23 protein-coding genes are annotated in these 26,274 nt (G+C 61.3%); 2 read left to right on the forward strand and 21 right to left on the reverse strand.

Annotated features, from left to right (window positions below):
* Positions 1-140: 140 nt before the first annotated feature.
* The 11 genes from gmd to rfbB form a co-directional block, all read right to left on the reverse strand.
* Entirely contained in the window at positions 141-1,175 is a 1,035-nt protein-coding gene (gene gmd, locus JMY28_RS01475) for a GDP-mannose 4,6-dehydratase (protein ID WP_201693875.1), read from the reverse strand.
* Positions 1,172-4,939, reverse strand: a complete 3,768-nt coding sequence (locus tag JMY28_RS01480; protein ID WP_201693877.1) for a glycosyltransferase — start codon at positions 4,937-4,939, stop codon at positions 1,172-1,174. The genes gmd and JMY28_RS01480 overlap by 4 nt, the downstream gene beginning before the upstream one ends.
* The gene (locus JMY28_RS01485) at positions 4,939-6,354 is read right to left on the reverse strand and encodes a class I SAM-dependent methyltransferase (RefSeq protein ID WP_201693879.1); all 1,416 of its coding nucleotides are present in this window, start codon (positions 6,352-6,354) and stop codon (positions 4,939-4,941) included. Before JMY28_RS01485 ends, JMY28_RS01480 begins: the two co-directional genes overlap by 1 nt.
* On the reverse strand, positions 6,354-7,574 hold the full coding sequence (locus JMY28_RS01490; protein ID WP_201693881.1) for an ABC transporter ATP-binding protein: 1,221 nt from the start codon (positions 7,572-7,574) through the stop codon (positions 6,354-6,356). Before JMY28_RS01490 ends, JMY28_RS01485 begins: the two co-directional genes overlap by 1 nt.
* Positions 7,574-8,368 carry an ABC transporter permease gene (locus JMY28_RS01495; protein WP_201693883.1) on the reverse strand — a complete coding sequence of 265 codons (795 nt, stop codon included), beginning with the start codon at positions 8,366-8,368 and terminating at the stop codon, positions 7,574-7,576. The genes JMY28_RS01490 and JMY28_RS01495 overlap by 1 nt, the downstream gene beginning before the upstream one ends.
* Positions 8,368-9,807 carry a mannose-1-phosphate guanylyltransferase/mannose-6-phosphate isomerase gene (locus tag JMY28_RS01500; protein WP_201693885.1) on the reverse strand — a complete coding sequence of 480 codons (1,440 nt, stop codon included), beginning with the start codon at positions 9,805-9,807 and terminating at the stop codon, positions 8,368-8,370. Before JMY28_RS01500 ends, JMY28_RS01495 begins: the two co-directional genes overlap by 1 nt.
* Before the next feature lie 209 nt (positions 9,808-10,016).
* Positions 10,017-11,219: a sulfotransferase family 2 domain-containing protein gene (locus JMY28_RS01505; protein ID WP_201693892.1), complete on the reverse strand. Its 1,203-nt coding sequence runs from the start codon at positions 11,217-11,219 to the stop codon at positions 10,017-10,019.
* A gap of 67 nt (positions 11,220-11,286) precedes the next feature.
* Positions 11,287-12,171 (reverse strand): dTDP-4-dehydrorhamnose reductase, encoded by an 885-nt coding sequence (gene rfbD / locus JMY28_RS01510; RefSeq protein ID WP_201693893.1) that lies wholly within the window; start codon positions 12,169-12,171, stop codon positions 11,287-11,289.
* 7 nt (positions 12,172-12,178) lie between these two features.
* A complete protein-coding gene (gene rfbC, locus JMY28_RS01515; RefSeq protein ID WP_201693895.1) occupies positions 12,179-12,730 on the reverse strand; it encodes a dTDP-4-dehydrorhamnose 3,5-epimerase in 552 nt (183 codons plus the stop codon).
* Positions 12,715-13,608 carry a glucose-1-phosphate thymidylyltransferase RfbA gene (rfbA, locus tag JMY28_RS01520; protein WP_201693897.1) on the reverse strand — a complete coding sequence of 298 codons (894 nt, stop codon included), beginning with the start codon at positions 13,606-13,608 and terminating at the stop codon, positions 12,715-12,717. The genes rfbC and rfbA overlap by 16 nt, the downstream gene beginning before the upstream one ends.
* An 11-nt stretch (positions 13,609-13,619) precedes the next feature.
* Positions 13,620-14,681, reverse strand: a complete 1,062-nt coding sequence (gene rfbB / locus JMY28_RS01525; RefSeq protein ID WP_201693899.1) for a dTDP-glucose 4,6-dehydratase — start codon at positions 14,679-14,681, stop codon at positions 13,620-13,622.
* A 375-nt stretch (positions 14,682-15,056) separates the two neighbouring features.
* Between rfbB and JMY28_RS01530 the strand changes: the two genes are divergently transcribed.
* Positions 15,057-15,905, forward strand: coding sequence for a symmetrical bis(5'-nucleosyl)-tetraphosphatase (locus JMY28_RS01530; RefSeq protein WP_201693901.1), 849 nt, complete (start codon positions 15,057-15,059; stop codon positions 15,903-15,905).
* A gap of 36 nt (positions 15,906-15,941) precedes the next feature.
* Here JMY28_RS01530 and JMY28_RS01535 read toward each other — a convergent pair whose 3' ends face one another.
* The 8 genes from JMY28_RS01535 to JMY28_RS01570 form a co-directional block, all read right to left on the reverse strand.
* Positions 15,942-16,715: a lysophospholipid acyltransferase family protein gene (locus JMY28_RS01535; RefSeq protein ID WP_201693903.1), complete on the reverse strand. Its 774-nt coding sequence runs from the start codon at positions 16,713-16,715 to the stop codon at positions 15,942-15,944.
* A 55-nt stretch (positions 16,716-16,770) separates the two neighbouring features.
* Positions 16,771-18,060 (reverse strand): dihydroorotase, encoded by a 1,290-nt coding sequence (locus JMY28_RS01540; RefSeq protein WP_201693905.1) that lies wholly within the window; start codon positions 18,058-18,060, stop codon positions 16,771-16,773.
* A gap of 26 nt (positions 18,061-18,086) precedes the next feature.
* Entirely contained in the window at positions 18,087-19,106 is a 1,020-nt protein-coding gene (locus tag JMY28_RS01545) for an aspartate carbamoyltransferase catalytic subunit (RefSeq protein WP_201693907.1), read from the reverse strand.
* A 92-nt stretch (positions 19,107-19,198) separates the two neighbouring features.
* Positions 19,199-19,720 carry a bifunctional pyr operon transcriptional regulator/uracil phosphoribosyltransferase PyrR gene (gene pyrR / locus JMY28_RS01550; protein ID WP_201693909.1) on the reverse strand — a complete coding sequence of 174 codons (522 nt, stop codon included), beginning with the start codon at positions 19,718-19,720 and terminating at the stop codon, positions 19,199-19,201.
* A 19-nt stretch (positions 19,721-19,739) separates the two neighbouring features.
* Positions 19,740-20,174 (reverse strand): Holliday junction resolvase RuvX, encoded by a 435-nt coding sequence (gene ruvX, locus JMY28_RS01555; protein ID WP_201693911.1) that lies wholly within the window; start codon positions 20,172-20,174, stop codon positions 19,740-19,742.
* The gene (locus JMY28_RS01560; RefSeq protein ID WP_201693913.1) at positions 20,171-20,749 is read right to left on the reverse strand and encodes a YqgE/AlgH family protein; all 579 of its coding nucleotides are present in this window, start codon (positions 20,747-20,749) and stop codon (positions 20,171-20,173) included. The genes ruvX and JMY28_RS01560 overlap by 4 nt, the downstream gene beginning before the upstream one ends.
* A gap of 234 nt (positions 20,750-20,983) precedes the next feature.
* Positions 20,984-22,489, reverse strand: coding sequence for a hypothetical protein (locus JMY28_RS01565; RefSeq protein WP_201693915.1), 1,506 nt, complete (start codon positions 22,487-22,489; stop codon positions 20,984-20,986).
* A 217-nt stretch (positions 22,490-22,706) separates the two neighbouring features.
* The gene (locus JMY28_RS01570; RefSeq protein ID WP_008342674.1) at positions 22,707-22,877 is read right to left on the reverse strand and encodes a rubredoxin; all 171 of its coding nucleotides are present in this window, start codon (positions 22,875-22,877) and stop codon (positions 22,707-22,709) included.
* A gap of 283 nt (positions 22,878-23,160) precedes the next feature.
* Here JMY28_RS01570 and JMY28_RS01575 point away from each other — a divergent pair, with 283 nt between their 5' ends.
* Positions 23,161-24,006: a hydroxymethylpyrimidine/phosphomethylpyrimidine kinase gene (locus JMY28_RS01575; protein WP_201693917.1), complete on the forward strand. Its 846-nt coding sequence runs from the start codon at positions 23,161-23,163 to the stop codon at positions 24,004-24,006.
* 213 nt (positions 24,007-24,219) lie between these two features.
* Here JMY28_RS01575 and groL read toward each other — a convergent pair whose 3' ends face one another.
* Complete coding sequence (gene groL / locus JMY28_RS01580; RefSeq protein ID WP_201693919.1) at positions 24,220-25,860, reverse strand: chaperonin GroEL; 1,641 nt, start codon at positions 25,858-25,860, stop codon at positions 24,220-24,222.
* Between the two features lie 44 nt (positions 25,861-25,904).
* On the reverse strand, positions 25,905-26,195 hold the full coding sequence (gene groES, locus JMY28_RS01585) for a co-chaperone GroES (protein WP_028202123.1): 291 nt from the start codon (positions 26,193-26,195) through the stop codon (positions 25,905-25,907).
* Positions 26,196-26,274 lie beyond the last annotated feature (79 nt).

A 26,274-nucleotide genomic window follows, 5' to 3' on the forward strand; every position in this document is an offset into this window, starting at 1 on the left:
CGATGTACATCCAGCGCGGTGTGTCTTCCCGCATTACTTTTGCGCGGTGCTCAGCGACGGGATCGCCCACTGGCGTACGCAACCGCGCGAAAACACGTCCCATGCGGCCTGTGAGCCCCGTCACCAGCGTCCAAAGTCCATCAGAACGAAAAACCGCGCTCGTTGCGGCGCAGGTCGGCCTCGACCATCATCGCGCACAGCTGCTCGAGCGTAGTCTTTGGCTCCCAGCCCAGCTGCCGCTTTGCCTTCTCCGGATTACCGATCAGCAAATCCACTTCGGCCGGACGGTAAAACTTCGGGTTGATCCTGACGAGCGTTTTGCCGGTCGCAACGTCGATCGCCGTCTCATTCTCGTCACGCCCCTTGAATTCGAGGTCGACGCCGGTTGCCTTGAATGCCATGCGCACGAAATCCCGCACCGTCTCGGTACGATTCGTGCCGAGCACATAGGTATCCGGTTCATCGGCCTGCAACATGCGCCACATGCCTTCGACGTATTCCTTCGCGAAGCCCCAATCACGCTTGGCGTCGATATTGCCCAGTTCGAGCACGTCGAGTTGGCCGAGCTTGATCTTCGCGACGGAATCCGTGATCTTTCGTGTGACGAATTCGCGGCCACGCAGGGGCGATTCGTGATTGAACAGAATGCCGCTGCAACCGAAGATGTCATAGCTTTCGCGATAGTTCACCGTGATCCAGTGCGCGTAGAGCTTCGCGACACCGTAGGGACTGCGCGGGTAGAACGGCGTCGATTCGATCTGTGGAATGGCCTGCACCTTGCCGAACATTTCGGACGTGCTCGCCTGGTAGAAGCGGATCTTCGGGTTGACGATGCGAATCGCCTCGAGCAGATTCAGGGGGCCGATGCCGGTAATCTCCGCCGTGGTGGCCGGCTGATCGAAGGACACGCCGACAAAGCTTTGCGCGGCAAGGTTATAGACCTCGGTCGCCCCCGTAGTTTGCAGCAGACGGATGTTCGACGACAGATCGGTCAAATCGTATTCGACCAGATGGAGGTTGGGATGTTTCGCAATACCCAGCTCTTCGATGCGCCAGAAATTGACCGAGCTGGTGCGTCGATACGTACCATAAACGGTATACCCCTTGTCGAGGAGAAGCTGGGCGAGATATGCGCCGTCCTGGCCGGTAATACCGGTAATGATAGATGTATTCAAAGGGTCACCAACGATGAAACCTGGCTATTAACGAATTTGCCGAGGTTGCTTGCACTCTGCTGCCAGGTCAAATAGGAAATTTTATTTGACTCAGGAACTTGCCTGCGTTCATGGAGAGCAAGCCACGCCTGCACTGCGGCGGCCAGTTCCTCGCCATTCGAGGAGGTGAAGTACACCGCATGTTCGCCGGCAACTTCGCGGAATACCGGAATATCGCGCAGCAGCAGCGGCATGGAGTGGTTCGCCGCCTCGATAAGGGGCAGGCCGAAGCCTTCTCCATAAGATCCCGAAATGAGGCATGCGCACGTTGCGTAAACGTCGTCCAGATATTCGTCGCTGATATCGGACAGCCAGAATAGACGCTTCCCTTTCTGCGGATGGTTTGCAAGGCGATCTGCGGTACCGGGAATATCGCGGCGCATGTCCTCCGGCAGGCCCTTCCATCCCTCGCGCCCCACCACCACGAGGTTCACGTCCACTCCCGAATTCCAAAGGTGTTCGAACGCGTCGAGCACCTGCGCGTATCCCTTACGGGGCTCCAGCGTGCCGACCATCAGAAAGCTCGGGTGTGCGCGGAAAGCCTTGAGCGTTTGCTCTGCATTTGCAGGCTTACCGAAACTTGGCGCCGAGCTCTGCACGTCGGCACCGTGATGAGAGACCGCGACCGCAAACGGGCGCTCACTCGTATCGAGCCCGTGTTCGGCGCGCCAGCGGATCAGATCGTCGGCCACGGCCTTCGATACGCAGACCGCACCGTCAAAGCGTGCAATGACGTTCAACCAACGCTCGAACCCTTCGCTCGCGCCCGGAGGGAAAACTTCGGGCATACGCACGGGGAGGATATCGTGAACGAGGAAATACAGCCCAACACCGCAATCACGATACTCATCGTACAGGCCTTGCTCAGCCGCCCTGACGAGGAGGTCACCAGAGAGGTCCAGCCCGAGTATCACGTCGCCGGCCTCGGGATTGATGACCTCTTCCTGCAATGCTCCCTTGCCAGAACCGAGCATCTCCAGAACGAACGAGGAAGCCGACCGGTAATGCCAACGTCCGCCAATGTCGCTGAGGTATATGGGCTCGACTCGCCAACCTTCGATTGGCGTTTCGAGCAATGCCAATAGCAAGGCCCGGACCACTCGCTCGATACCGGTCTTCAGATCGTTGCGGCAAGTTGCGGTAACGTCGAGCAACAGCCGGCGTGCAGGACGCATCAACGGAAGCGAAGCTGCAATTGCACCGGATACCTGGCATAGCTGTGCTTCGTCTGGGTTGAAATGCGGCAATCGCGCGACGGCCTCGACGAGCTCCGGTGCGCCCACGCGCGACGCAGCATAGAACCGCTCGATCGCATGCGCATATTGCTGCGCGCATGTTTGTGGCGCGTGGCGCTCGGCGATGACTCGACGCGCGCGCGAACCCAGCTCGGCGCGTTTTTGCTCGTCACGCCACAGCGTTTCCAGCGCCTGTGTCAATTCCGCATCCTCGAAGTGGTCGTCGAGCAACCAGACCGCGTCACGATCAAATTCGGCAAGCGCACCGTTTCCGTTGAGGATCAGAGGAAGGCCGTAGTTCATGCAGTCGAGCGCTGCGGCAGACGTTTCGCCCCGTGAATGCGTGCGCAACTGGACCGCGAGATCCGCGGCCGCAAGGTAGCGCTGAAAAGTCACCGCCGACGCGAAACCTGTGATGCGGATCCGGTCTTTTGCACCACTGCGCTGAATGGTGTTGACCAGTTGGGCGCCATACTCACCGCCGTGATTCTCTCCGACGAATACCAGCAAGCAGTTGCGGTCCGAAGCGAGAGCACTCGCCAGCCAGCTCCTCAGCAGCCGATCATTCTGCTTCGTGGCGTCGAGAAAGCCGAAGCTACAGATCACGAACGCGTCGTTGGCGAGTCCCAGTTCAGCGCGGGCCGCTTCACGGTCTGCATGCTTCGCGGGTTCGCGCAGCAATGGAATAACCTCGGTCGAAGCGGCAGCACGCGGACCATACCACTTACGCGCGAGGGATCGCGAATAATCCGAGTGGAAAATCACCCCTTGAGCCGCCCTCAGCACGCTGAGCGAAACTGGATAGTGGCGACGCGCCTCGTCGGGGTCACGAAAACGATTGCGCACAGCCAGATAGCCATGCCCGTCATGGAGTGCCTGCGTCCAGACCGGCCCTGCCCCAGCGTGCATCTCGAGCCAGGCAAACAGCGAACTCAAGTAAAAATCATGCAGCACGACAGTACCCGGCACCTCGCGCATCAGCGATAGCATGTGCTGATGAAACGGCGAGTTACCCATCTGATAGAGCACACGATCAACCTCTCGGGCGTGCTCGCGCAGCCAGGCAACATCTCGCACCGGCCCGTGATTGCGAAGCCACGGCAGATCGACTTGGTCCTGAGCAACCACGACCTCGATGTCGTAGTGCTCGGCGAGCGCCGGCAGCAGCTCTGCACTGTAGTCGGCTATACCTGTGCGTTCTGGGGGCAACGGCGAGACAAACGCGAGTCGCGGCTTGCGGCCGACCACGCGCGGCCCTGACGCCGACGCGGGGTGCATCACGATCTCTTCCCAGGCCGCGATGGCCCGGCGCGCCGTTGCGTCCCAGGAAAATAGCTGTGCACGTTCGAGACCATGGGCGTGCAGCTTCGCACGAAACGTGTCGTCTTCGAGTGCGTGCGCCAACTTTGCCGAGATCGCATCGACGTCCAACGGATCGAACATCGCTTCGTCAAGCCCAATCACCTCCGGCAGACTACTAGCATTCGCGCCGATGACCGCTGCGCCACACGCCATCGCCTCAAGCGGAGGCAAGCCGAAGCCTTCGTGCCACGAAGGAAATACGAAGAGCTTGCAAAGGTTGTATAGCTGGATCAGTTCGTCATCACTGACGTAGCCCGTAAATGCAACTTCGTTTGGCGCAAGACCGTGATTAGCTGCGTCCTGGCGCAGAGCATTCACGCATTCCTCGGGCATTTGGCCTGCGAGCAGCAATTGGTGACGACCGCGCAACGCGGCAGGCAGCTTACTGTATGCGTGCACAAGACGCGGCAGATTCTTGCGCTCATCCGAACCGCCGGTATAGAGCACGAACTCGCGAGCAAGACCGAACCGCGCACGAAGTTGCGCTGCGGCTTCAATGTCCACCTCGCGGGGCTGAAACGACGGCCCGATCGCGGACGAAATGTTGTAGACGCGCTCATCCGGCACGCTCAGATACTGTTGCGCCTCTTTCTGCGAAGACTCCGAGATGGCGAGAAAGCACTTGGCATGTTCGACGTACTTGACCTTGCGCTGGTAGTAATCCTCATAGCGTGGATGCGGCTTGAGATATTGATCCGGATTGAGCAGCGGAATCAGGTCGTAAAGGCAAATGCTGACCGGTGTCGCGTGGTCAAAGCGGCCGATACTCGTCACGGCGTTATCGACATACCCTTCGAACATGCTCGTGACGTGGATAAGATCGGGCTTGAGACTTGCAAGGAAGGCCTCACGAACCAGTTCGGCGACTTCGCGCGCCACGTCGTTGCCACCGAACTCCGCAGTCGGGCCGGGCGCGTACCATACGCGGATGTTCTCGCTGGGTAGCAACCCGCGAAATGCAACGCGTATCGAGTCGATGGACTCCGGAAGCAGGCCGTTCAGCGCAAGAAAGATCTCATGGTCCCCGCGATTGCGCACGACGTGCTGCACGAACCCGAGGGTATACCGACCAATTCCCCGGAAACGGCTCGCGCTCTGCGCTCCCTGCATGTCGATGACAATGCGCATCAACCCTCCTCTTTTTGACGTCGTGCAACGGCGATCTTTAAATCCGAGTAGATCTCGCGGGCGTGCGGTGTGAGATGAACGGCGTCGCTCGGGATGACGGCAGCGGGTTGCGCAGGCTGCACTTCGAACCCGGTTGCGATCAGCGTAAGCCGCTGCTTCAGACGGGGAAATCGCTTGAGGAGGCTTAGCGCTGGTCCGGCAAGCCACGGTTGACGACGAACGTACAGCGTGGCGCGACCGAGTGCCCGCTTCGCGTTCGATTTGACTGTATTGCGCTGCAACGCGTGCACGACGATGCCGACTCCGCGCAATGGCGCCGTCACGCGCCACGAGGTACTCGCATGAACAGCTTCGAGCTGCAGGGAGTATTCGTGTGCGAGTGCTTCTGCGCGCAGCACACGCGCTTCCAGGACCTCTCTGGCTTCGCGGCCTTCGCGTTGTGCCTCGTGAGCGTCTCTTTGTGCCTCGTGAGCTTCGCGTTGCGCCTCATGCGCGTCCCGTTGTGCCTCGTGAGCTTCCCGTTGTGCCTCCTGAGCCTCCCGCTGGGCCTCGTGAGCTTCGCGTTGTGCATCCTGGGCTTCGTTTCGCACTTGCCCGACCATGTCCTCGGCTTGCGTCGTACGAGCCAGGGCATCTCTCACATTAGCCTCGATTTGCTGGAGGCGTGCTTGAGCGTGCTCCGTATGCCGTATTGCGAGCGCTGGCAGCGTAAGGCCATATTCCTTTTCGAATGCTGGCGCCGTGTCTGCGAGCAAATCCTCGTCGCCACCCTTTTGCGCGACCACGGAATAATCTGGGCTCACGCCCTCGAGCACGTTCAAAAGACTGATAGCGGCTGCCGGATTATGTAGCGATTGCGGTTCTTGCAGGCGCAGTATTTTCACGCGCTCAAAACCCGCATATTCGGCGGCAAAACTGAGCAATGGCGGTGGAAGCGGCTGCCGATGGGTCGGATCCATATAGAAGAGCGAACCCGCCACAACGATGTTTTCCGGATTCGGCGTCTCCATGATGAGCACGCCGCCCGGCACGAGTACGCGCATCGTTTCGGTAATCAGTTCGCGCACGTCACCGAAACTGATGTGCTCGACGACGTGAAACGCGGAGACGACGCTAACGCTCGCATCCGGCAGCGAGCGCAACATGTCGAGCGCATCGCGCTGCTGCACATCCATGCCCCGCTCATGACACGCCACAAGCATGCCCTCATCGAGATCGACTCCTTGAGCGTGAAAACCCTCGGCCGACGTGAGGTCAAGCCATTCACCACGCCCGCAGCCAAGATCGAGCGCAATCGCGTTCCCGCGCTCCGTCACCAATGGGCGAATGAAGGGCAGGTAGACCTGCAATCGTGTCGCGATGAGTTCCCTTGAGCCCCGATGGCGATCTTCAAATGCACTATAAAAACTATCCACTACGACATGCTCCTCACCGTAGTCGGCAGCCAGGCCACTCCGACGAAGGGTTGCGTCTTTATGTTGATGACGTCGAAGACCAACGCGCGGTCACGCCATTGATAGTTGTTAGCCACATGCGCGACGCCCGTGTGCAGCGCCACGGAAACCGAATAGCTGCCCACGCCAATATTCGCCATGAATTCGAAATCCAGCTCGAGCGACTGACCCGCGGCCAAATCGACCAACACCTGCTTCAGGTGATAAGTGTTTGTTCCGAATACCGTCTGTCCGAGCCGGTCCTTGATCATGTACCCGATCACGAGTTCAGGGATCGCCCGGACGCATTTGACCTTGACACGCAGCGCGACAGGTTGCCCAACACTGACAACCTCGGCCGGCTGCGCTGACTCGTCAAGCAGCACGACCTCCTCGATCACGGCTTCGCCGGTTCCCGAAACAGTTTGTACCGTCCCGTCAGTCAACGCTTCCTGTTTGACCTCATGATTCTTGCGATCGGCCAACAGTGCATTGTAGTAGTCCATGACCGCCTCGGGAGGGCCTTCCATCTCCAAACGCCCCGCGTTCAGCAGAATGGCGCGATCGCAAATGGCTTGAATCGCTGCTTTGTCATGCGCCACGATGAGTAGCGTCGTGCCCTGCTTGCGAAACTCTCGAATGCGGTCAAAGCTTTTGTGCTGGAAATAGGCGTCTCCGACCGAGAGCGCCTCATCGACGATCAGCACGTCGGGCCGACGAGCCGTCGCCACACTGAATGCGAGGCGTACCTGCATGCCGCTCGAATACACGCGCACGGGCTGATCGATATATTCACCGATCTCCGCGAACGCCTCGATTTCCGGCATCAACGAGACAATCTCTTCCACACTGTAGCCAAGCAGTTGCCCCGCCATCATGACATTCTGGCGTCCAGTGAAATCGGGATGGAACCCCATCCCCAGTTCCAGCAACGCGGCCACACGCCCCGTCATGCTCACGCTGCCAACCGTTGGCTGCGTGGTCCCGACGATCATTTTCAACAATGTGCTCTTTCCCGCACCGTTGATGCCGATGATGCCCAGCGCTTCGCCGGCACTAACGGTGAAGTTCACGTCCTGTAGCACCCAGTGCGGGGTGTGATGTGCCCGACCACGCGGATCCATCCACTCCACAAGACGCGACCAGCGTGTAGGGTACTGCTTGAAGGCTTTCCCGAGATTGGTAACGGTAATGGTGCCCATCAAAGTTCATCCACCATTTCGCCCGCATGTTTACGGAACAAGCTGAAGCCGGCGAGACACAGCCCCACACCCAACACGGTAACGAACCAAAGCTGGGACCAATCCGGCCAACTGGCTTGCATCATCACGACCTGGAAGGACTCAATCAGCGGCGCCATCGGGTTGAACCTCATTCCGGACTGAATCGCCTTCGGCAAAATGTCGACTGAGTAGACAATCGGCGTCAACCAGAACCAGAAGTTCAGCACGATGCCGAAGAATTGCCCGACATCACGGAAGAACACGTTCAACACACCTAGCGTGATGCCAAGGCCGATACCGAACAACGTCAGCAGGATCAACAAGGGAATGACGGCGAGAAACACGACGCCGGGGAAATTGCCCGTAATGATCAGGAACGCCGTGAACAGTCCGAACACGATGACAAAATTGACAAGCGCGTTGACAACCACGATCACGGGCAAGCACAACCGCGGAAAGCTGAGCTTCTTGATCATGTTCGCGTTTTCGATGAACGCGTTCTGCGCTCGACTGACGATTTCGACGAACATACCCCAAGGCAGGACGCCGGCGCACAAGTGAATGCTGTACGCAAAACTGCTGTCCACGCCAGGCAGCCGGGCATGCATGACCCGAGCGAAGATCACCGTATAGACAACGATCATTGCCAGCGGATTAAGCACAGTCCACGCCGCGCCCAATAGGGAATTGCGGTATTTAGACTGAAACTCCCGCTTCACACTGCCTAAAATGAAGCCGCGATAGGCCCAAAGGGCTCTCAGCATTCCTAACATCAAGCCCGCCCGTAAGCGTCCTGGAAGCGAACGATGTCGTCTTCCCCCAAATACTCGCCGCTCTGAACCTCGATCATCACGAGGTCCAGCACGCCCGGGTTTTCAAGGCGATGCTTATGCCCAGCAGGAATGTATGTTGACTCGTTGGTACGAACGAAGATTTCCTTTTCCCCGTTGACGACCTTGGCCATTCCGCACACGACGATCCAGTGTTCGCTGCGGTGATGGTGCATCTGCAGACTCAAGCTGGCTCCGGGCTTCACCTCGATGCGCTTGATCTTGAAACGGGGCCCTTCTTCCAGCACCGTGTAGGTCCCCCAAGGACGGCTCACGGTGCGATGCAGTTTGTAGGCGTCGTGATTCTCTTTCTTCAGGCGTGCGACGACCTGCTTCACGTCCTGCGCACGATCGGGATGCGCAACCAGCAAGGCATCCGGGGTATCGATGATCATCAAGTCAGCGACGCCCACCGCCGCCACCAGTCGATTCGGACTTTGCACATAGGTGTTGCGACTATCGACAAAGATCGCGTCGCCAACGGCGCGATTGCTGTCCTGGTCCGGAGCGACGAGATCGCGAATGGCGCCCCACGAGCCGATGTCGCTCCAACCAAACGAGGAGGGCACCACAGCTACGTTCGACGAACGTTCCATCACCGCGTAGTCAATCGAGATGTCGGGCACCGTCTGGAACGACTCAGCTGGAATTTCGAGCATCTGCGCCGACGGCCTACTTGCCTGCAACGCCGCCCAGCATGCCTCTGTTGCCGCGGTGACGTCCGGGGCAGAACGGGCCATTTCGTCCAGAATGACGCCGGCTTTGAAACAGAACATGCCCGAGTTCCACAGGTAGTTGCCCGTGGCGACATACTCCGCGGCCTTCACCGCGTCCGGCTTCTCGACAAAGCGCAGCGCAGTACGGCCGTCACCAATTTTTTCTCCCGCTTCGATGTAGCCAAAACCGGTGTCCGGACTCGTCGGCACGATGCCGAATGTCACCAGCTTGCCTCGATTCGCCAATTCGACCGCACTCGCGACGGCGCCGGCGAATCCCTCCTCGTCCTGAATCAGATGATCTGCCGCGAGAACAAGCATCAACGCATCGCGCCCGTACTTTTCTGCCACGTAGCGCGCCGCCATTGCCGCTGCGGGTGCCGTGTTTCGGCCCATAGGCTCAAGCATGAACGTGCCAGACTGAAGTTCGCCGAGCTGCGCGCTCGCGAACTCATCCTTGCTCATGAAGTAGTAGTCACGGTTGGTGACTGTCAGGATCTCTCCGCGTTGCGATTCATCGCCGCCAACCTCCGCCGCCCTACGGTACGTCTTCAAGAGCAAGCTCTCGCCATCCGAAAGCTTCATGAACGGTTTGGGGTGCCCTTCACGGGAAACTGGCCAAAGTCGCGTGCCAGCACCACCGGACAAGATGACGGGGATTAACATCACATTCACTCCAAATTTAGTATCCGTCGACGAAGGAAAGCCTTCGCCACGTATATTGCTGCGTCGCCTAAGTAGTGTCCGCCGATCAGGCCAAACCGGGCCGGGCCAGAATTATAGCTGGCGAACTACTGCCCCTCGCAACACACGGTAATAATGGCACTCCAATCAAACCCGATCAAAAGATACCTGTCTAACCTGAAAGAAAGACCTTACCTGACAGCAACTTCAACTTCGCCGAGTGCACTTGGATCGCCGTTGTCGAACCAGGCGATACCTTCCTGAACCAGGGTCAACTGCAGAATGTACTGCCCAGGGATGGATGGCGCCACGACGCGTGCCTGCATTTCCCTTTCCTCGCCCGGCATCAACGATGCCTGCAGCCTTGTCCGCTCGCCGTCGAACACCACTAGCTTCGAACGCGTGGCGTCAATCCAGTGATATGACACGTGCACGGGATTCGGCGCTCGGCTGGAGATTTGGTAGCGGGACCGATTGGACAACCGCAGGCGAACGGAGAATGACTGACTAGCAGCGACTTCTGACGGTGCGTCTCGCGCTGCGACCTCGACCTGCGTCCGCGCCTGCTCGCCCATGGGTAAGTGCCAGGACTTCTTGACCAGTGTTTCCGACTGCCAATAATGCCCTGTCAATAACGAACCCATCATCTCGCCCATGCGCTCGTCAAAGAGCTCACAAGCCCATGCATACAACTCTTGATCGAGCGTAGTCAGTTCGCGAATCGCATCAATTTCCGCCGCAGACAACTCACCATTTCCGTTCCTATTCGACGAAACATTCAATCGACGTGCGGAAAAGTTCGGGAAATATCCGAGATCGTGCGCAAGAAGACTCATTGAGTCGCGCATTCGCTCGGTAATGCCAAAAAATGCAAACGATTCCAACCGCTTTTTGGCAAGGCCCAGCAATTCCTGATCGTGTCGACGAGCCGCATATTCCTTGACGACTGCATGTCCGTATCCGACCGGATCGCGAGACAACTTTTGATAGTCGAGGTCCACCGCCAGAAACAGCGTCTGCGTATTGACGAGATCCCAATTCGTTTCCGTATCCCGAACAAAATCGAGCAACGACCAGCTTTCACTGTGCATTTGCTGGTGCCGGTATGCATTTGCGTCGCGCTTCGCGTGCAAATACCACGAAACGGTACGTTGCACCGGATCACGCAGCATCGTGATATACGTCAGGCTTCGCCTAACATAGGTGTCCAACCCGTGCCAGAGATGCCCGCGAAACAACCTGTATCGCGACGTTGACCCCTCTGGGAGGGCAAACAGCTCCGGGAGCAATTGCGCCGGGCAGATATCTTCCGGATCGAATTGATCATCCAGAAATGAGATAAGCGAAGTCCCCCCCGTTTTCGGGATATGGAGGTAGTAAACAGGATTCGTCATTCAGTTAATCATCTTTACAGGATTACGACGTTGAGGACGCAACAGCCCTCGCAGACAGCCATCTGAGCTAATCGCTCAAGCACAGCTGCAGCGCTTCGCCCCAAGGCGGCATCCGCAAACCGAACACCTCTGTCAACTTGTCCAGCGACAGTCTCGAGTTGGCCGGCCGCTTCGCAGGCGTCGGATAGTCGCTCGCGGGAATCGGCATCACCGTAGGCGCATCCGCGCCCATCGTGGTCGCAAATATCGCTTCGGCAAAGCCATGCCAGGACGTCGCGCCAGCCGAGGACAAATGGTAGACACCGGAACGACGCACCCACCAATCGATGTCGTTCGCCGCCGCACCTTGCGCCACGATATGCGACGTTGCAGCGGCAATCGTCTTCGCCCAAGTTGGCGCGCCGACCTGATCCGCGACGACTCGCAATTCCTTCCGCTCGGCGCCCAGCCTCAACATCGTCTGCAGGAAATTCTTGCCGCGTCGGCCATACACCCAACTCGTACGCAGGATCAAATGCGCGCAGCCCGTCGCAGCAATCGCGCGTTCGCCATCGAGCTTCGTTTCCCCATATACGTTCTGAGGATTCGTTGCGTCGGCTTCCAGGTACGCGCTCGATTTCACACCGTCGTACACATAGTCGGTCGAATAGTGAATCAGCGCGCCACCAGCACGCGCAGCCTCTTCGGCAAATACGCGTGGTACGTCTACGTTCAAGCATCGTGCGGCTTCGATGTCAGTCTCAGCCTTGTCCACCGCCGTATAAGCAGCCGGATTCACAATGAGCGACGGCTTCGCGTCCCGCACGAAGGCTCGCACGCGATCGAGATCGGAGAGATCGAGCGTCGAACGGTCACACGGCACCACGCGGCCAAGCCCCTGCAACGACCGCAGCAGCTCGAATCCAACCTGGCCGTTCACGCCCGTCACAAGGATCGTCAATTCCCGACTCATATTCGCCTCAAGCGTAGAGTTCAGCTTCGGCCAGACGCACACCCGCCGCATCCTTCGCCGCCAGCACCGGCTCGCCCTCGATCGGCCATTCGATTCCGATTTCCGCATCGTTCCAGATGATGCTGCGCTCGTGCTCCGGGTACCAGTAATCGGTCGTCTTGTACAGAAACTGCGCGGACTCCGACAACACGACAAAGCCGTGCGCAAACCCAGGCGGCACCCACAATTGCCGATGATTGTCGACCGACAGATTCACGCCGACCCACTTACCGAAGCGCGGCGAGCCTTTTCGGATGTCGACCACCACGTCGAACACTTCACCCTCGACCACGCGCACGAGCTTCCCCTGCGCATGCTCGATCTGATAGTGCAGCCCGCGCAGCACCCCACGCGACGAACGCGAGTGATTGTCCTGCACGAATTCGACACCCTGCTCCACGTGCTCAGCGAACTCGCGCGCGTTAAAGCTCTCGTAAAAGAAGCCGCGTGCGTCACCGAACACCCTGGGCTCAATGATCTTGACTTCGGGCAATGCCGTCGCCGTTACCTGGATAGCCATGCAACCTGATTGATAAGAATGTTCTGGAGGTACTGCCCGTAGCTGTTCTTCGCCAGCGGTTTGGCAAGCTTCAACACCTGCTCCGCATCAATCCACTGCTTGCGATACGCGATCTCCTCGGGACACGCGACAACGAGGCCTTGGCGCTTCTGCAGCGTCGCAATGAAGGTCGCCGCCTCGATCAACGAATCGTGCGTACCGGTATCGAGCCACGCATACCCGCGCCCCATGATCTCGACGCTGAGCGCACCGTCAGCGAGATAGCGCGAATTCACATCCGTGATTTCCAGTTCGCCGCGCGCCGAAGGTTTGATGTCGGCCGCGATGTCGCACACGCGGTTGTCGTAGAAGTACAGCCCCGTGACCGCATAGTTCGAGCGCGGCTTCGCAGGCTTCTCTTCGATCGATACCGCACGGAACGACTGATCGAATTCGACCACGCCATAACGCTCGGGATCGTGCACGTGATAGGCGAACACCGTTGCGCCAGCCTCTTGCGCATTAGCATGCTCGAGCTGCTTCGCGAGATCGTGTCCGTAGAAAATGTTGTCGCCAAGGATCAGCGCGGACGGATCATTGCCGATGAAATCCTTGCCAATGATGAACGCCTGAGCGAGTCCGTCAGGCGACGGCTGCACCGCGTACTGGATATTCATCCCCCACTGGCTGCCGTCACCGAGCATCGCCTCGAAACGCGGCGTGTCCTGCGGCGTCGAGATGATCAACACGTCGCGAATGCCCGCCATCATCATCGTCGACAGCGGGTAGTAGATCATCGGTTTGTCGTACACCGGCAGCAGCTGTTTCGACACGACGTGCGTGATCGGATACAGCCGCGTTCCGGAGCCGCCCGCGAGAATGATGCCTTTACGTGCCATTGCCTTGTTCCTCACCCGCGCTTTGCATAGTTCGTCTCGACCCAGTTGCGGTAGTCGCCCGACACCACGTCGCCGACCCATGCCTGGTTGTCGAGATACCAGCCGACTGTCTTCGCCAGCCCGGTTTCGAACGTCTCGGCAGGCTTCCAGCCGAGTTCGCGCTCGAGCTTACGCGCATCGATAGCGTAACGGCGATCGTGGCCGGGACGATCCGTCACATAGGTAATCTGATCGCGATACGAGCCGGCAGTCTTCGGGCGCAGTTCGTCGAGCAAGTCGCACAACGTGTGCACGACTTCGAGATTCTTCTTCTCGTTCCAGCCGCCGATGTTATAGGTCTCGCCAACCTTGCCACGGGCGAGCACTTCGCGGATCGCGCTGCAATGGTCGCTCACGTAGAGCCAGTCGCGCACGTTCTGGCCATCGCCGTATACCGGAAGCGGCTTGCCAGCGAGCGCGCTGGCAATCATCAGCGGAATCAGTTTCTCTGGAAACTGGTACGGGCCGTAATTGTTGGAACAATTCGTCGTCAGCGTGGGCAAACCGTACGTGTGATGATAGGCACGCACGAGATGGTCCGAACCCGCCTTTGTCGCAGAATACGGACTATTGGGTGCGTACGGTGTGGTTTCGGAGAATTGCGGATCGGTTGCCGAAAGCGAGCCGAACACTTCGTCCGTCGATACGTGCAGGAAACGGAACGCAGTCCTTTCGGTGGCGGGCAAGTCAGCCCAGTAGCGACGGGCCGCTTCAAGCAAGGTGAAGGTGCCGACAACATTCGTCTGAACAAAATCAGCCGGACCATGAATCGAGCGGTCAACGTGGCTTTCAGCAGCGAAATGCAGTACCGCGCGCGGCTTGTGCTCAGCAAAGAGCGCGTCGAGCGCTGCGCGATCGCAAATATCCACGCGCGCAAAAACGTGCTTCGGATCGTTCTGTAGCGATTTAAGCGTCCCGAGATTACCCGCGTAGGTCAGCTTGTCAGCATTCAGGACCGCTTCGTCCGATTGACTCAGCCAGTCAAGCACAAAGTTAGCGCCGATAAAACCGGCACCGCCCGTAACCAGAATCATGGAACTCCTTTTGTTGCGCGAGGTGGCTACTACACTGGCATGCAAGACCCCGCGCCAGACGCATCAAAGAATGTTGCACACGCGGGTCAGCATCGGCAGTTATGCGACAGGCAATTGAACACATTCACGCCGCATATTCTGGCTCTGATTTTATCCGTAGAGATTATAAGGTTCGCCAGCGCGAACGCCACCCCCTCTAACATCTTGAAACAGCTTGACAAATTCCTTAGACCGCACTTTTCATGCCAAGCTAGGGTCTGAACGTTCATACTGTGGTGGATTTTCATCATTCCCGCGCGACCACGCGGGCGCATTGTTCGTGTGATACCGTCACAGGCTCATGTTCCACGCACGGCAATCCATCCCAACCCCACGATGACGCAAACGCCGCATCCCGCCCCTCTCGCTTTCGGCGACCTCCAGGGCTGCCTCACCCCGTTTCGCGAACTGCTCGCCAAGGCCGCACCCTCCGCGGACACGCCGCTCTGGTTTGCTGGCGACCTGATCAACCGCGGTCCCGCGTCGCTCGAAACGCTGCGTGAGGTGATTGATCTCGGCGAACGCGGCGTGGCAGTGCTGGGCAATCACGACCTGCATCTGCTGTCCGTTTCGGCGGGCATCCGCAAGTCGAAGAAAGACGACACCATCGACGACATCCTGAACGCGCCCGACGCCGAAGATCTGCTGCACTGGGTGCGTCATCGCCCGATCGCGCACTACGAGAACGGCACGCTGATGGTGCATGCCGGCGTTTTGCCGCAATGGGACGTCGATCTCACGATGGAACTCGCGCACGAACTTGAAAAAGCGTTGCGCCGCGACAACTGGCGCGAGACGCTCGCCGGCCTCTATGGCAACCAGCCGAACCGCTGGTCCAAGGATCTGAAAGGTATCGAGCGGCTACGCGTGACCTGCAGCGCGCTTACGCGCGTGCGCTTTTGCAATCGCGACGGCGTGATGGACTTCTCGTCGAGCGGCGGCCTCGACTCCGCGCCGCCGGGCTTCATGCCGTGGTTCGACGTGCCCGGTCGCAAAACGGCCGAAACGACGGTGGTGTTCGGCCATTGGGCAGCACTTGGCCTCACCTTGCGCAAAAACCTGATCGGGCTCGATTCGGGCTGCGTGTGGGGCGAGCAGCTCTCGGCAATCCATCTCGTCGAAGATCCGCGCGAGCGCATCCTCACTCAGGTGCCGTGCGAGAGTTGCCGCGCGATGAACGGCTAGCGCACACCTAGTCGCGCCGGCCCACGCAAGCAGGCGTCAGGTCGCCTGCGCCTCGCCATGCCGATGCGCCGCCGGTTCACCGCGCATCGTCTCCAACGCCTGCCCCACCGCCTCCTGCGCACGCGCCGCCAGCTTGCGTCGGTCGTCCCCGGCTTCGATCGCATCGCCCACGTAGACATGAGCGGTCAGCGGCCCAGCCTTGAGCATCGCGTCCAGCGAATCCTTGAGCGAAAGGTCGTCGATATACGCCGGCGCCACCGACTGCCGTCCCTGTGCATCCTCATACAGAATGCACAGCGGCTGCACAGGCTTCCCTGCCGATACCGCCGCCTGAAACATGTTCGAGTGAAACGGCAAGAGCGCGCGGCCGTCCGACGTCGTGCCTTCAGGAAACACGCACATCAGCTCACCGCGCGTGAGACGCTCGGCCAGTTCATGCATGATGCGGCGCGCGTCGCTGCGCTTCTCGCGCTCAACGAACACGGTGTCGAGATTCTGCGCAAACCAGCCAATGAGCGGCCAATGGCGGATCTCGGCTTTCGAGACGAACGGTGTGGGACGCCACGCGTTGATCACGTAGATATCGATCCACGAAATGTGGTTGCTGACGACGAGCGCGCCCGCGTCGAGCCTCGCCGCGTCGTTGTGCACGACGAGCTTCATGCCGCACAGCTCGAGCATCTTGAGGGACCACGTGCGGTTCATGGCGTGCCGCTGATCAGCGCTCGCGCGCGGAAAACGCATCGCAACGGTCAAGGCGCCGCGCAGTAGATGCGCGAGCAGGCGGGTCTTGCGAATGAAGAGGCTCATGTTCGACGATAGGCTGAATCGCGTGATCCTAGCAGACCCTCATGACACAAATCTGTCATGCGCGATCGAAGCCACGCTCAAAACCCACGCGCCCCGCCACGAGCGTTGCGCGCACCACGGCGGGCAGTTCGTAGCCGAGGAACGGCGTGTTGTGCCCCTGGCTCCTGAGCGCACGCGGCTCGACGCGCCAGTGCGCATGGCGATCGAACACGCAGAGGTCCGCACTCGCGCCCACGGCGAGCCGCCCGGCGTCACGCTGCATCACGGCAGCCGGCGCCGACGTCACATGCGCAAGCGCCTTCGCAAGCGGCACGCGCGCTTCCTGCGCCCATTTCAACGTGAGCGAGAGGAACAGCTCGAGGCCCGTTGCACCCGGAGTCGCTTCAGCGAAAGGCAGCAGCTTTTCGTCATCGTCCACGGGGGTGTGCTGCGAGCAGATCGCATCGATCGTGCCGTCTGCGAGACCCGCGCGAATCGCCTCGCGATCGCGTTGCTGGCGCAGCGGTGGGTCGAGCCGGAACTGCGCGTCGAAATAGCCGATATCCATGTCGATCAGATGCAGATGGTTGGCCGTCACGTCGCAGGTCACGGGCAGGCCCTCGGCCTTCGCGGCGCGCACGAGCGCCACGCCTGCGGCCGACGAAAGATGCTGCACGTGCACGCGCGCGCCCGTCACACGCATCAGTTCGAAGAGCGTATGCAGCGCGATCGTCTCAGCGCTCTCGGGCACGCCGGAAAGGCCAAGGCGCGAAGCCAGTGCGCCGCTCGCGGCCACGCCGCCCTTCGAGAGATACGCGTCCTGCGGCCGCAGCCACACGGCGTACCCATAGGTGCTTGCGTACTGCAGCGCGCGCATCAGGACCTGGGTATCGGCGATCGGTGCATCGGCCTGCGTGAAGCCGATGCAGCCCGCCTCGGTCAGCGACACCATCTCGGTGATCACCTGCCCTTTCAGGCCCACGGTGAGTGCGCCGAGCGGATGCACATGCGCACGCGCGAGCTTGCCCGCGCGGTGCTTGAGCATCTCGACGAGGCCGGCCTCGTCGAGCACCGGGTCGGTGTCCGGCGGACACACGAGGCTCGTCACGCCGCCCGCGAGCGCCGCGTTCATCTCCGAGTCGAGCGTGGCCTTGTGCTCGTAGCCCGGCTCGCGCAAGCGCGCGCTCAGGTCGACGAGACCGGGCGCGACCACGAGGCCACGCGCATCGACCGTTCTGTCCGCCTGGAAGCCCGCGGGCGCCGCGCCAAGCGCGGCGATCTTGCCCGCTTCGATATACACGTCCTGCTGCTGTTCCGTCCCGGCCGCAGGATCGATCAGCGTGCCACCTTGAATATGAATCTTCATCTGCTGCCCTTGTTGTTCTCGCCGCTTCAGTCGTTATTCCCGGCGACGATGCCCATCACCGCCATGCGCACCGCGATACCAAAGCTCACCTGGTCGAGGATCACCGACTGCGGGCCGTCTGCAACCTGCGAGTCGATTTCCACGCCGCGATTCATCGGCCCCGGATGCATGACGATCGCATCCGATGCGGCGAGCGCGAGGCGCTCGGGCGTCAAGCCCCAACTCTTGAAATATTCCTGCGCGGAAGGCAGCAGCGCGCCGCTCATGCGCTCGTTCTGCAAGCGCAGCATGATGATGACGTCGACGTCCTTCAGGCCTTCGTCGAGGTTATGAAACACGCGCACGCCCATCTGCTCGAGGCCGCCCGGCAGCAGCGTACGCGGGCCGATGGCGCGCACTTCGGGCACGCCGAGCGTCGTGAGCGCATGAATGTCCGAGCGCGCCACACGTGAATGCAGGATGTCGCCCACGATCGCCACACGCAGATTCGTGAAATCGCGCTTGTAGTGGCGGATCGTGTACATGTCGAGCAGCCCTTGCGTCGGGTGCGCGTGACGGCCGTCGCCGGCATTGATCACGTGCACGTGCGGCGCGCAGTGTTCGGCGATCAGGTACGGCGCGCCGCTAGACGCGTGGCGCACGACGAACATGTCGGCGTGCATCGCCGAAAGGTTGCCGATGGTGTCGAGCAGCGACTCGCCCTTGCTCGTCGACGAAGCGTTGATGTTCAGGTTGAGCACGTCCGCCGAGAGACGCTTCGCCGCAATCTCGAAGGTGGTGCGCGTGCGCGTTGAGTTCTCGAAGAACAGGTTGAACACCGACTTGCCGCGCAGCAACGGCACCTTCTTCACGTCGCGGTCGGTCACGCTCACGAACTGCGTGGCGGTATCGAGAACGTGCGTGAGGATTGCGCGCGACAGGCCTTCGATCGACAGCAGATGCTTGAGCTCGCCATTCTTCGTGAGCTGCGGATTGCCCTTGAGAAAGCCGTAGCGAAAACGCTTGTCGTCCGCTGTGGATGCGGCGGACGTGGGCTGTGTGTTCATCGCGTGAATCCTGGATGTGATGGGCGGCGCGTGGCCGGATTGCGCGCCTGTGCGCCTGCCGCCGCTGCCGCCAAATGTGTTCGATGTGCGCGTCAGGCGCCGCTGCCCGGCTCGACGTGAAAGGCGAAGCGGCCGTCGGTGCCGTGTGCGAGCACAAGCGTTTCGCGCGTACCGACGCTCACCGCGCCGCCGGTGAAACGCGCGGTCACCGGCAACTCGCGCCCGCCGCGTTCGGCGAGCACCGCGAGTTCGACGGAGGCCGGCCGCCCGTAGTCATAGAGTTCGTTGAGCGCGGCGCGCACGGTGCGGCCCGTGAACAGCACGTCGTCGACGAGCAGTATGTGGCGGCCTTCCACCGCGAAGGGCAGCGCCGTCGGGCTAGCCTTGCTGTGCAAGCCTTTCTTCGCATAGTCGTCGCGGTGCAGCGCAACGTTGAGCACGCCCCATTCGAGCGCCCCGACGTCATGGGCGAGCCGCTCGGCGATCCACGCGCCGCCGCTATGAATGCCGACGATCGCCACGCCACCGGGCGCGCCGAACGCATCGGCGTGATACGCCGCGCGGATCTCGTCGAGAAGGGCGTAATACAGCGCCTCAGCGTCGGGAATGATCATCGGGCAACTCGCGGGCTAGTTAGAGCGGGAGTTCGTCGAGGTACTGCTGGAGAATCACGGAGGCCGCTTCGGCGTCGACATGTTCGACGCGCTCGCCGCGCTCGCGCAGCCGCGCTTCGGCGTCGACGGACGAATAGCGCTCGTCCACCCACACCACCCGCAGACCGAAACGGCCGTTGAGCTGGTTGCCAAAGCGCTTCGCGTGCTGCGTCATGAAGTGCGGCGTGCCGTCCGGATGGCACGGCAAGCCGACCACGAGCAGATCGGGCTGCCATTCGCGCAGCAACGCGCCTATCGCTTCGAAGCGGTAGTCGCGACTCTTGTTTGGAATGACGGTGAGCGCCCGGGCGCTGCGCGTGAGCGCGTTGCCGAGCGCGACGCCGATGCGCTTTTCGCCATAGTCGAACGCAAGCAAGGTGGCCTCGCCGGCCCCTCGCCCAGCTGCCACGCTCATGCGTGACCCGCCTCGCCCGACAGCATCGTCGAGGAAATGCCGAGCAGCGCGAGCGCCGCTTCGAAGCGTTCTTCGGCAGGCACGTCGAATACGATCTTCGGATCCGCCTCGACCGTGAGCCAGCCGTTCTTCGAGATTTCGTCCTCGAGCTGACCCGCGCCCCATCCGGCATGACCGAGCGTGAGCAGGAAGCGTTCGGGGCCGCTGCCGTTGGCGACGGCTTCGAGCACGTCCTTCGACGTGGTCATCTCGAGCCCGCCCGGCACAGACATCGAAGACGTATAGGTCGTGCCTTCGGCGGGCGCGTGCAGCACGAAGCCCCGCTCCGTCTGCACCGGGCCGCCGAAATAGACGGGCACATGCAGCAGCGGCTCGATTTCGAGCTTGAGGTCGATGCGGGAAAAGAGCGCCTCGAGATCGATGTCGGTGGGCCGATTGATGACGAGACCGAGCGCGCCGCGCTCCGAATGATCGCAAAGGTAGACCACCGTTCCTGAAAACGTGGGATCCGCCATGTTTGGCATGGCGATCAGGAACTGGTTGGTCAGATTGATGCGATCGGTACTCTTGGACATGGTTTGAATTCTAGCAAAGACGATGCGCAATGGCGGCACGCTGCCAGGCCGGAGGTCGGGCGCCCGAAGGCTGCCTCGCACCTTGCCAGCCGCTGCGCGTTGCGCATTGCAGGGAATGGCTCACTCTAACACGCGCGTGCTGTGCCCTCGCAAGGCAATCGGCAGATGCCGCAAGGCCGATGCCTGGCCTCTGCGAGGTACGGTCCGCGCCTCGAATCCAGAGGCGCGGCGCAGTCAGTGCGCAATATTTTGCACTGCATTTTGCGGCGCGCCGTTGACGATCGCCACGCCGAGCGCACGCACCGCGGGCGCAGCGTCGGGCTGTGCGATCCCCGCCGCGACCTTGTGCAGCATGGCGCGCAGCGCCTCGCTGGCGTGCTCGATCGCCTCGGCGCCGGGCGGCTGAACCGTCGGTGCGCCCCGAGCCTCGAGTGCCGCGAGCGTTGCCGAGTGCGCGGTGCGCCGCCAGGCGAGGCCTAGCGCGTCCGCGAGCTGGCCGACGTGCCCGAGGCCGAGCGCCCAGGCGGCGGCGCCAATGCGGTACGCCGCTTCGGCCGCGACCAGCGCATCTGCAGGCTCCGGGGTCGCGCCCCCGCCACGTAGCATCAGCGTGCGCGAGTGCATGCCGAGCGCGATCATCGCCGCATCGGCGGTCTGCAGAAAATCTTCATACGCATTGCCGTTCACGACCAGCGCGCCCAGTTCGCGCGTGGACGCAACGCGCGCCGCTAGCGCGCCGGCCTGCGCGCTGCCGGCTTCCCACAGCGCCTCCGAGGCTTGCGTGCCGGCAATGTGCCATTCCACGGTCAAACCGTAGTCGTGCAGCAGATCGACGTCAGCGGTATCTTCCGCGGCGGCCCCGAAAAGCGCGTAGTCGCGCCATAGCAACGCCAGCGTCGAGCGCACGAGCGTTTGTGGCGCGAAGCGCAGGCCGCGCGCGTGCTCGCCGATCAGCAGATTGCAGCGCGCGTAAAGCCGCCGCACGCGTTCGTCGCCCCACGACGCCACGCCGCGCCGCAGCGCGCGTCCGCACGCAGCAGCAAGACGCCAGAAGTCGTAGGGATCGGGACTCGATAGCTCGGCCATGCAGGCGTCCATCTCGTCGAACGCCGCGAGCGCGAGCGCATTGGCCGCACGGCTGCCATTGCCGAGCTGGGATTTCAGCGCATGCAGGAGCGCCTGCTCAAAGCGCGCGCGCACCTGACCAAACCGCTGCGCAGGCTGCGGATGCAACGAAGCGGGCGCGATCGGCCGGCCCTGCAGCGCCACGTCCTCGTAGGCTAGCGCGACGCCCGGCATGTGCTGCGCAAGCGCGGCCACGAGCGCATGCTGCCGCGCGAAAAGCGAGGGCGAGCACGCCAGCTCGCGCAGATTGCGGCGTTCGAGCGCAGCGGCAAGATCTTCGAGCGCCTCGCTGAACGAGGCGCGGATTTCAGCGCCCTGCGCTTCCTCGGGCGCATGGAGCGGCCGCACGGGCAAGCCCGGCGGCGGCGCTACTGGCACCGGCGCGGCAAGCGCGAGCGGGGAAGCGAGGAGCAGCGTGTCGGCAAAGCGCGCGGCAGCGAGCCAGCCGGCGTCGTGCAGCGTGCGGGCGGCCTGGCGCAGCGGCCGGGCGACGTCACGCTGCTCCTGGAACGCGGCGAGCGCCTGCGCGAGCGCGCCGTGCGCGAACGGCACCGTGCCGCCGCGCGGATTCGGCAACGCTTCGAACCGCACATCAGAGCTTGAAGGATGACTCATAGGGCAGCGCCGAAAACGTTAGCGGGCCGACCAGGCGGGCAATTTCGACGAAAGCGTCGACAACCGCGACGGCAATCGCAAATACGGTGCCACCCGTTGCGGCACCGCACTCGACACACTTCTGGAATCTGCAGCCAGACTGCGCGCCGGCGACCACCAGCTACCTGTGAACCGACTCAGAAACGCGCGAAAACCGCGCTCAGCCGCCAGCGAGGTCTCAGATCTGCACCATTTCGAAGTCTTCCTTGCGCGCGCCGCACTCAGGGCAGGTCCAGTTGATCGGGACATCCTCCCAGCGCGTGCCGGGGGCAATGCCTTCGTCTGGCAAACCGGCTTCTTCGTCGTAAATCCAGCCGCAGATCAGGCACATCCAGCTTCTATATTCCATTCTTATGCCGCGTCGAAAAGTCCGAAACCAGTCGGAAAAAAATCGGGGAAACGAGAGCCATGATGGTACCTTGTTGCCGTTTCCATGCCTAGCAAGAGGAAATCTGGCCTGCACGGGATCAAACGAAATGCGTCGCCGCGAGCGGCTGGTGCAGCGCGAAATAGTCCTCGCGCGCGCCAGGGTCATCCGTCCCCCGGATTCATCGATAAGCCGCATAATTAAAGCATTCTCTTATGACGGCGCGGTACGCCGCGCCCGAAGTTCAATCCATCTCGCCACGTTCATGCCCAGCGACACCCCTCCCATCGTCCTCACCTTCGGCCTTTCCGACCCGACGGGTGGCGGCGGACTGCAAGCCGACCTGCTCACGCTCGCCAGCATGGGTTGCCACGGCGTCACCGCGCTGACCGGCTACACCGTGCGCGACTCCGCGGGCTGCGACGAAGTGACCGGTCTCGATCCGGAAACCGTCGCCACCCAGGCGCGCATGCTGCTCGAAGACATGCCCATCGCGGCGTTCAAGGTAGGTGCGGGCGCGCGCGCCGAAGTCGTAACCGCAATCGCGGAAGTGGTCGCCGACTACGACGACTTACCGCTTATCCTTGCTCCCGACTTCACGCTCGATGACGAGCACGTACTCGCCGCCGACGAGCTACGCGAAGCCATGGCCGACCTGCTCGTGCCGCAAACCACGCTGCTTGTGGCTGACTCCGCCACGCTGATCGCGCTCGCGCAGCCGGACGGCGACGCGGAGGCGCCCAGCGTCGACGCGGCCATCGCGCACCTGCTCGCCACGGGTTGCGAGTACATCCTGGCGATGGAAACGGGCACGCATCGCGTGGTCAACACGTTGTATTGCGAAGACGGACAGCTGCGCCAGGACCTGTGGGACCGCTCCACGCAGCCGATGATGGGTCTGACGGACACGCTCGGCGCCGCCATCGCCGCGCTGCTCGCGAATGGGCAGGAGCCGCCCGAGGCCGTGCGGGAGGCGCAAGAGTATCTGTATCAGGCCGTGCAGAACGCGTTCAGGCCGGGCATGGGTGCCTGGCTGCCAGATCGCTTCTTCTGGGCGCGGAGCAACGATACGGATGCGGACGAGGCCACGCCTGGCGAAGCGAAGCAATAACGCTCGCGGCGCGGCTTTCGGCTCCGAGGCAGGGGCGCGCAACGTGCAAAAACCGCACGGACGAAAAAAAACCCGCATCGCTGCGGGTTTTTTCTTTTCGGGCTAGGGAAACACGCCTCACGGCGCATTTCCCGCACGTCGATGTAATTTCGGCGCGAGCCTTGCTCTGCATGAGACCGGAGTAGGCGCTGAAGCGCCAACTCCGGATCGCAATTACATGTCCATGCCCATGCCGCCCATGCCACCGGGCATGCCACCACCCATCGGAGCATCTTCCTTCGGCACTTCAGCAACCGCTGCGTCCGTCGTCAGAAGCAGGCCAGCAACCGAAGCTGCGTTTTGCAGCGCGGTGCGCGTGACCTTCGTCGGGTCGACCACGCCGGCTTCAACCATGTCGACGTACTCACCCGTCGCTGCGTTGTAGCCGTAGTTGCCTTGACCAGCCGCAACCGCTGCCACGACCACCGACGCTTCTTCGCCACCGTTCGTGACGATCTGGCGCAGCGGCTCTTCCATGGCGCGCAGGACGATCTTGATACCGGCGTCCTGGTCAGCGTTGGCACCCTTCACGCTGGCGATCGCCGTACGTGCACGGATCAGCGCAACGCCGCCGCCCGGGACGATGCCTTCTTCAACGGCAGCGCGGGTTGCGTGCAGCGCGTCTTCCACGCGTGCCTTCTTTTCCTTCATTTCGATTTCGGTCGCAGCGCCGACCTTGATCACTGCAACACCGCCTGCCAGCTTGGCAACGCGCTCTTGCAGCTTTTCACGGTCGTAGTCCGACGTCGCTTCTTCGATCTGCGTGCGGATTTGCTTCACGCGTGCTTCGATCGTCGAACCTTCGCCAGCGCCGTCGATGATCGTCGTGTTTTCCTTGCCCACTTCGATGCGCTTCGCTTGACCGAGTTCGGCCAGCGTTGCCTTTTCGAGCGTGAGGCCGGTTTCTTCCGCGATGACTTGACCGCCGGTCAGGATCGCGATGTCTTCCAGCATGGCCTTGCGACGGTCGCCGAAGCCCGGAGCCTTGACAGCAACGGTCTTCAGGATGCCGCGGATGTTGTTGACGACCAGCGTTGCCAGAGCTTCGCCTTCGACGTCTTCAGCGATGATCAGGAGCGGACGGCCAGCCTTCGCGACTTGTTCCAGAACCGGCAGCAGATCACGGATGTTCGAGATCTTCTTGTCGAACAGCAGGACGAACGGGCTTTCCAGCACGGCGACTTGCTTGTCCGGGTTGTTGATGAAGTACGGCGAGAGGTAGCCGCGGTCGAACTGCATACCTTCGACGACTTCCAGCTCGTCTTGCAGCGACTTGCCGTCTTCGACTGTGATGACGCCTTCCTTGCCAACCTTGTCCATCGCTTCAGCGATACGGTCGCCGATCGACGTGTCGCTGTTTGCCGAGATCGAGCCGACTTGAGCGATTTCCTTGTTGGTCGTGCAAGGCTTGCTGACCTTGCGCAGTTCTTCGATCGCTGCTGCGACGGCCTTGTCGATGCCGCGCTTCAGGTCCATCGGGTTCATGCCCGATGCGACGTACTTCATGCCTTCGCGGACGATCGACTGGGCCAGAACCGTAGCCGTCGTCGTGCCGTCACCGGCGTTGTCGCTGGTCTTGGAAGCCACTTCCTTGACCATTTGCGCGCCCATGTTCTGGAGCTTGTCCTTGAGCTCGATTTCCTTTGCGACCGAGACACCGTCCTTGGTGACCGTCGGGCCGCCGAACGAGCGCTCGAGGACCACGTTGCGGCCCTTCGGACCCAGCGTGACCTTCACTGCGTTGGCGAGAATGTTCACGCCTTCAACCATCTTGGAACGGGCGGAATCGCCGAACACGACGTCTTTAGCTGCCATCTTCTAACTCCTTGGATTCTTGAATAGTGAGCGGTGGAATGAACTTACTTGTTCACCACGGCCATGATGTCTTCTTCGCGCATCACGAGCAGTTCGTTGCCATCGACCTTGACGGTCTGGCCAGCGTACTTGCCGAACAGGACGCGATCGCCGACCTTCACGTCGAGCGCGATCAGGGCGCCCTTGTCGTCGCGCTTGCCCGGGCCGATGGCGAGGACTTCGCCTTGGTCCGGCTTTTCTGCCGCTGCGTCCGGGATCACGATGCCCGAAGCGGTCTTGGTTTCTTGATCCAGGCGCTTGACGATCACGCGATCATGCAAAGGACGAAGGTTCATGGATGTTCCTCTGTTGATTGGGACTTGAAGAGACTCAAGAAAACCTGGCTGCCGACAACCGCCAGCCAGAGATGTTTAT

Source organism: Paraburkholderia hiiakae (assembly GCF_904848665.1).
GTDB lineage: Bacteria > Pseudomonadota > Gammaproteobacteria > Burkholderiales > Burkholderiaceae > Paraburkholderia > Paraburkholderia hiiakae.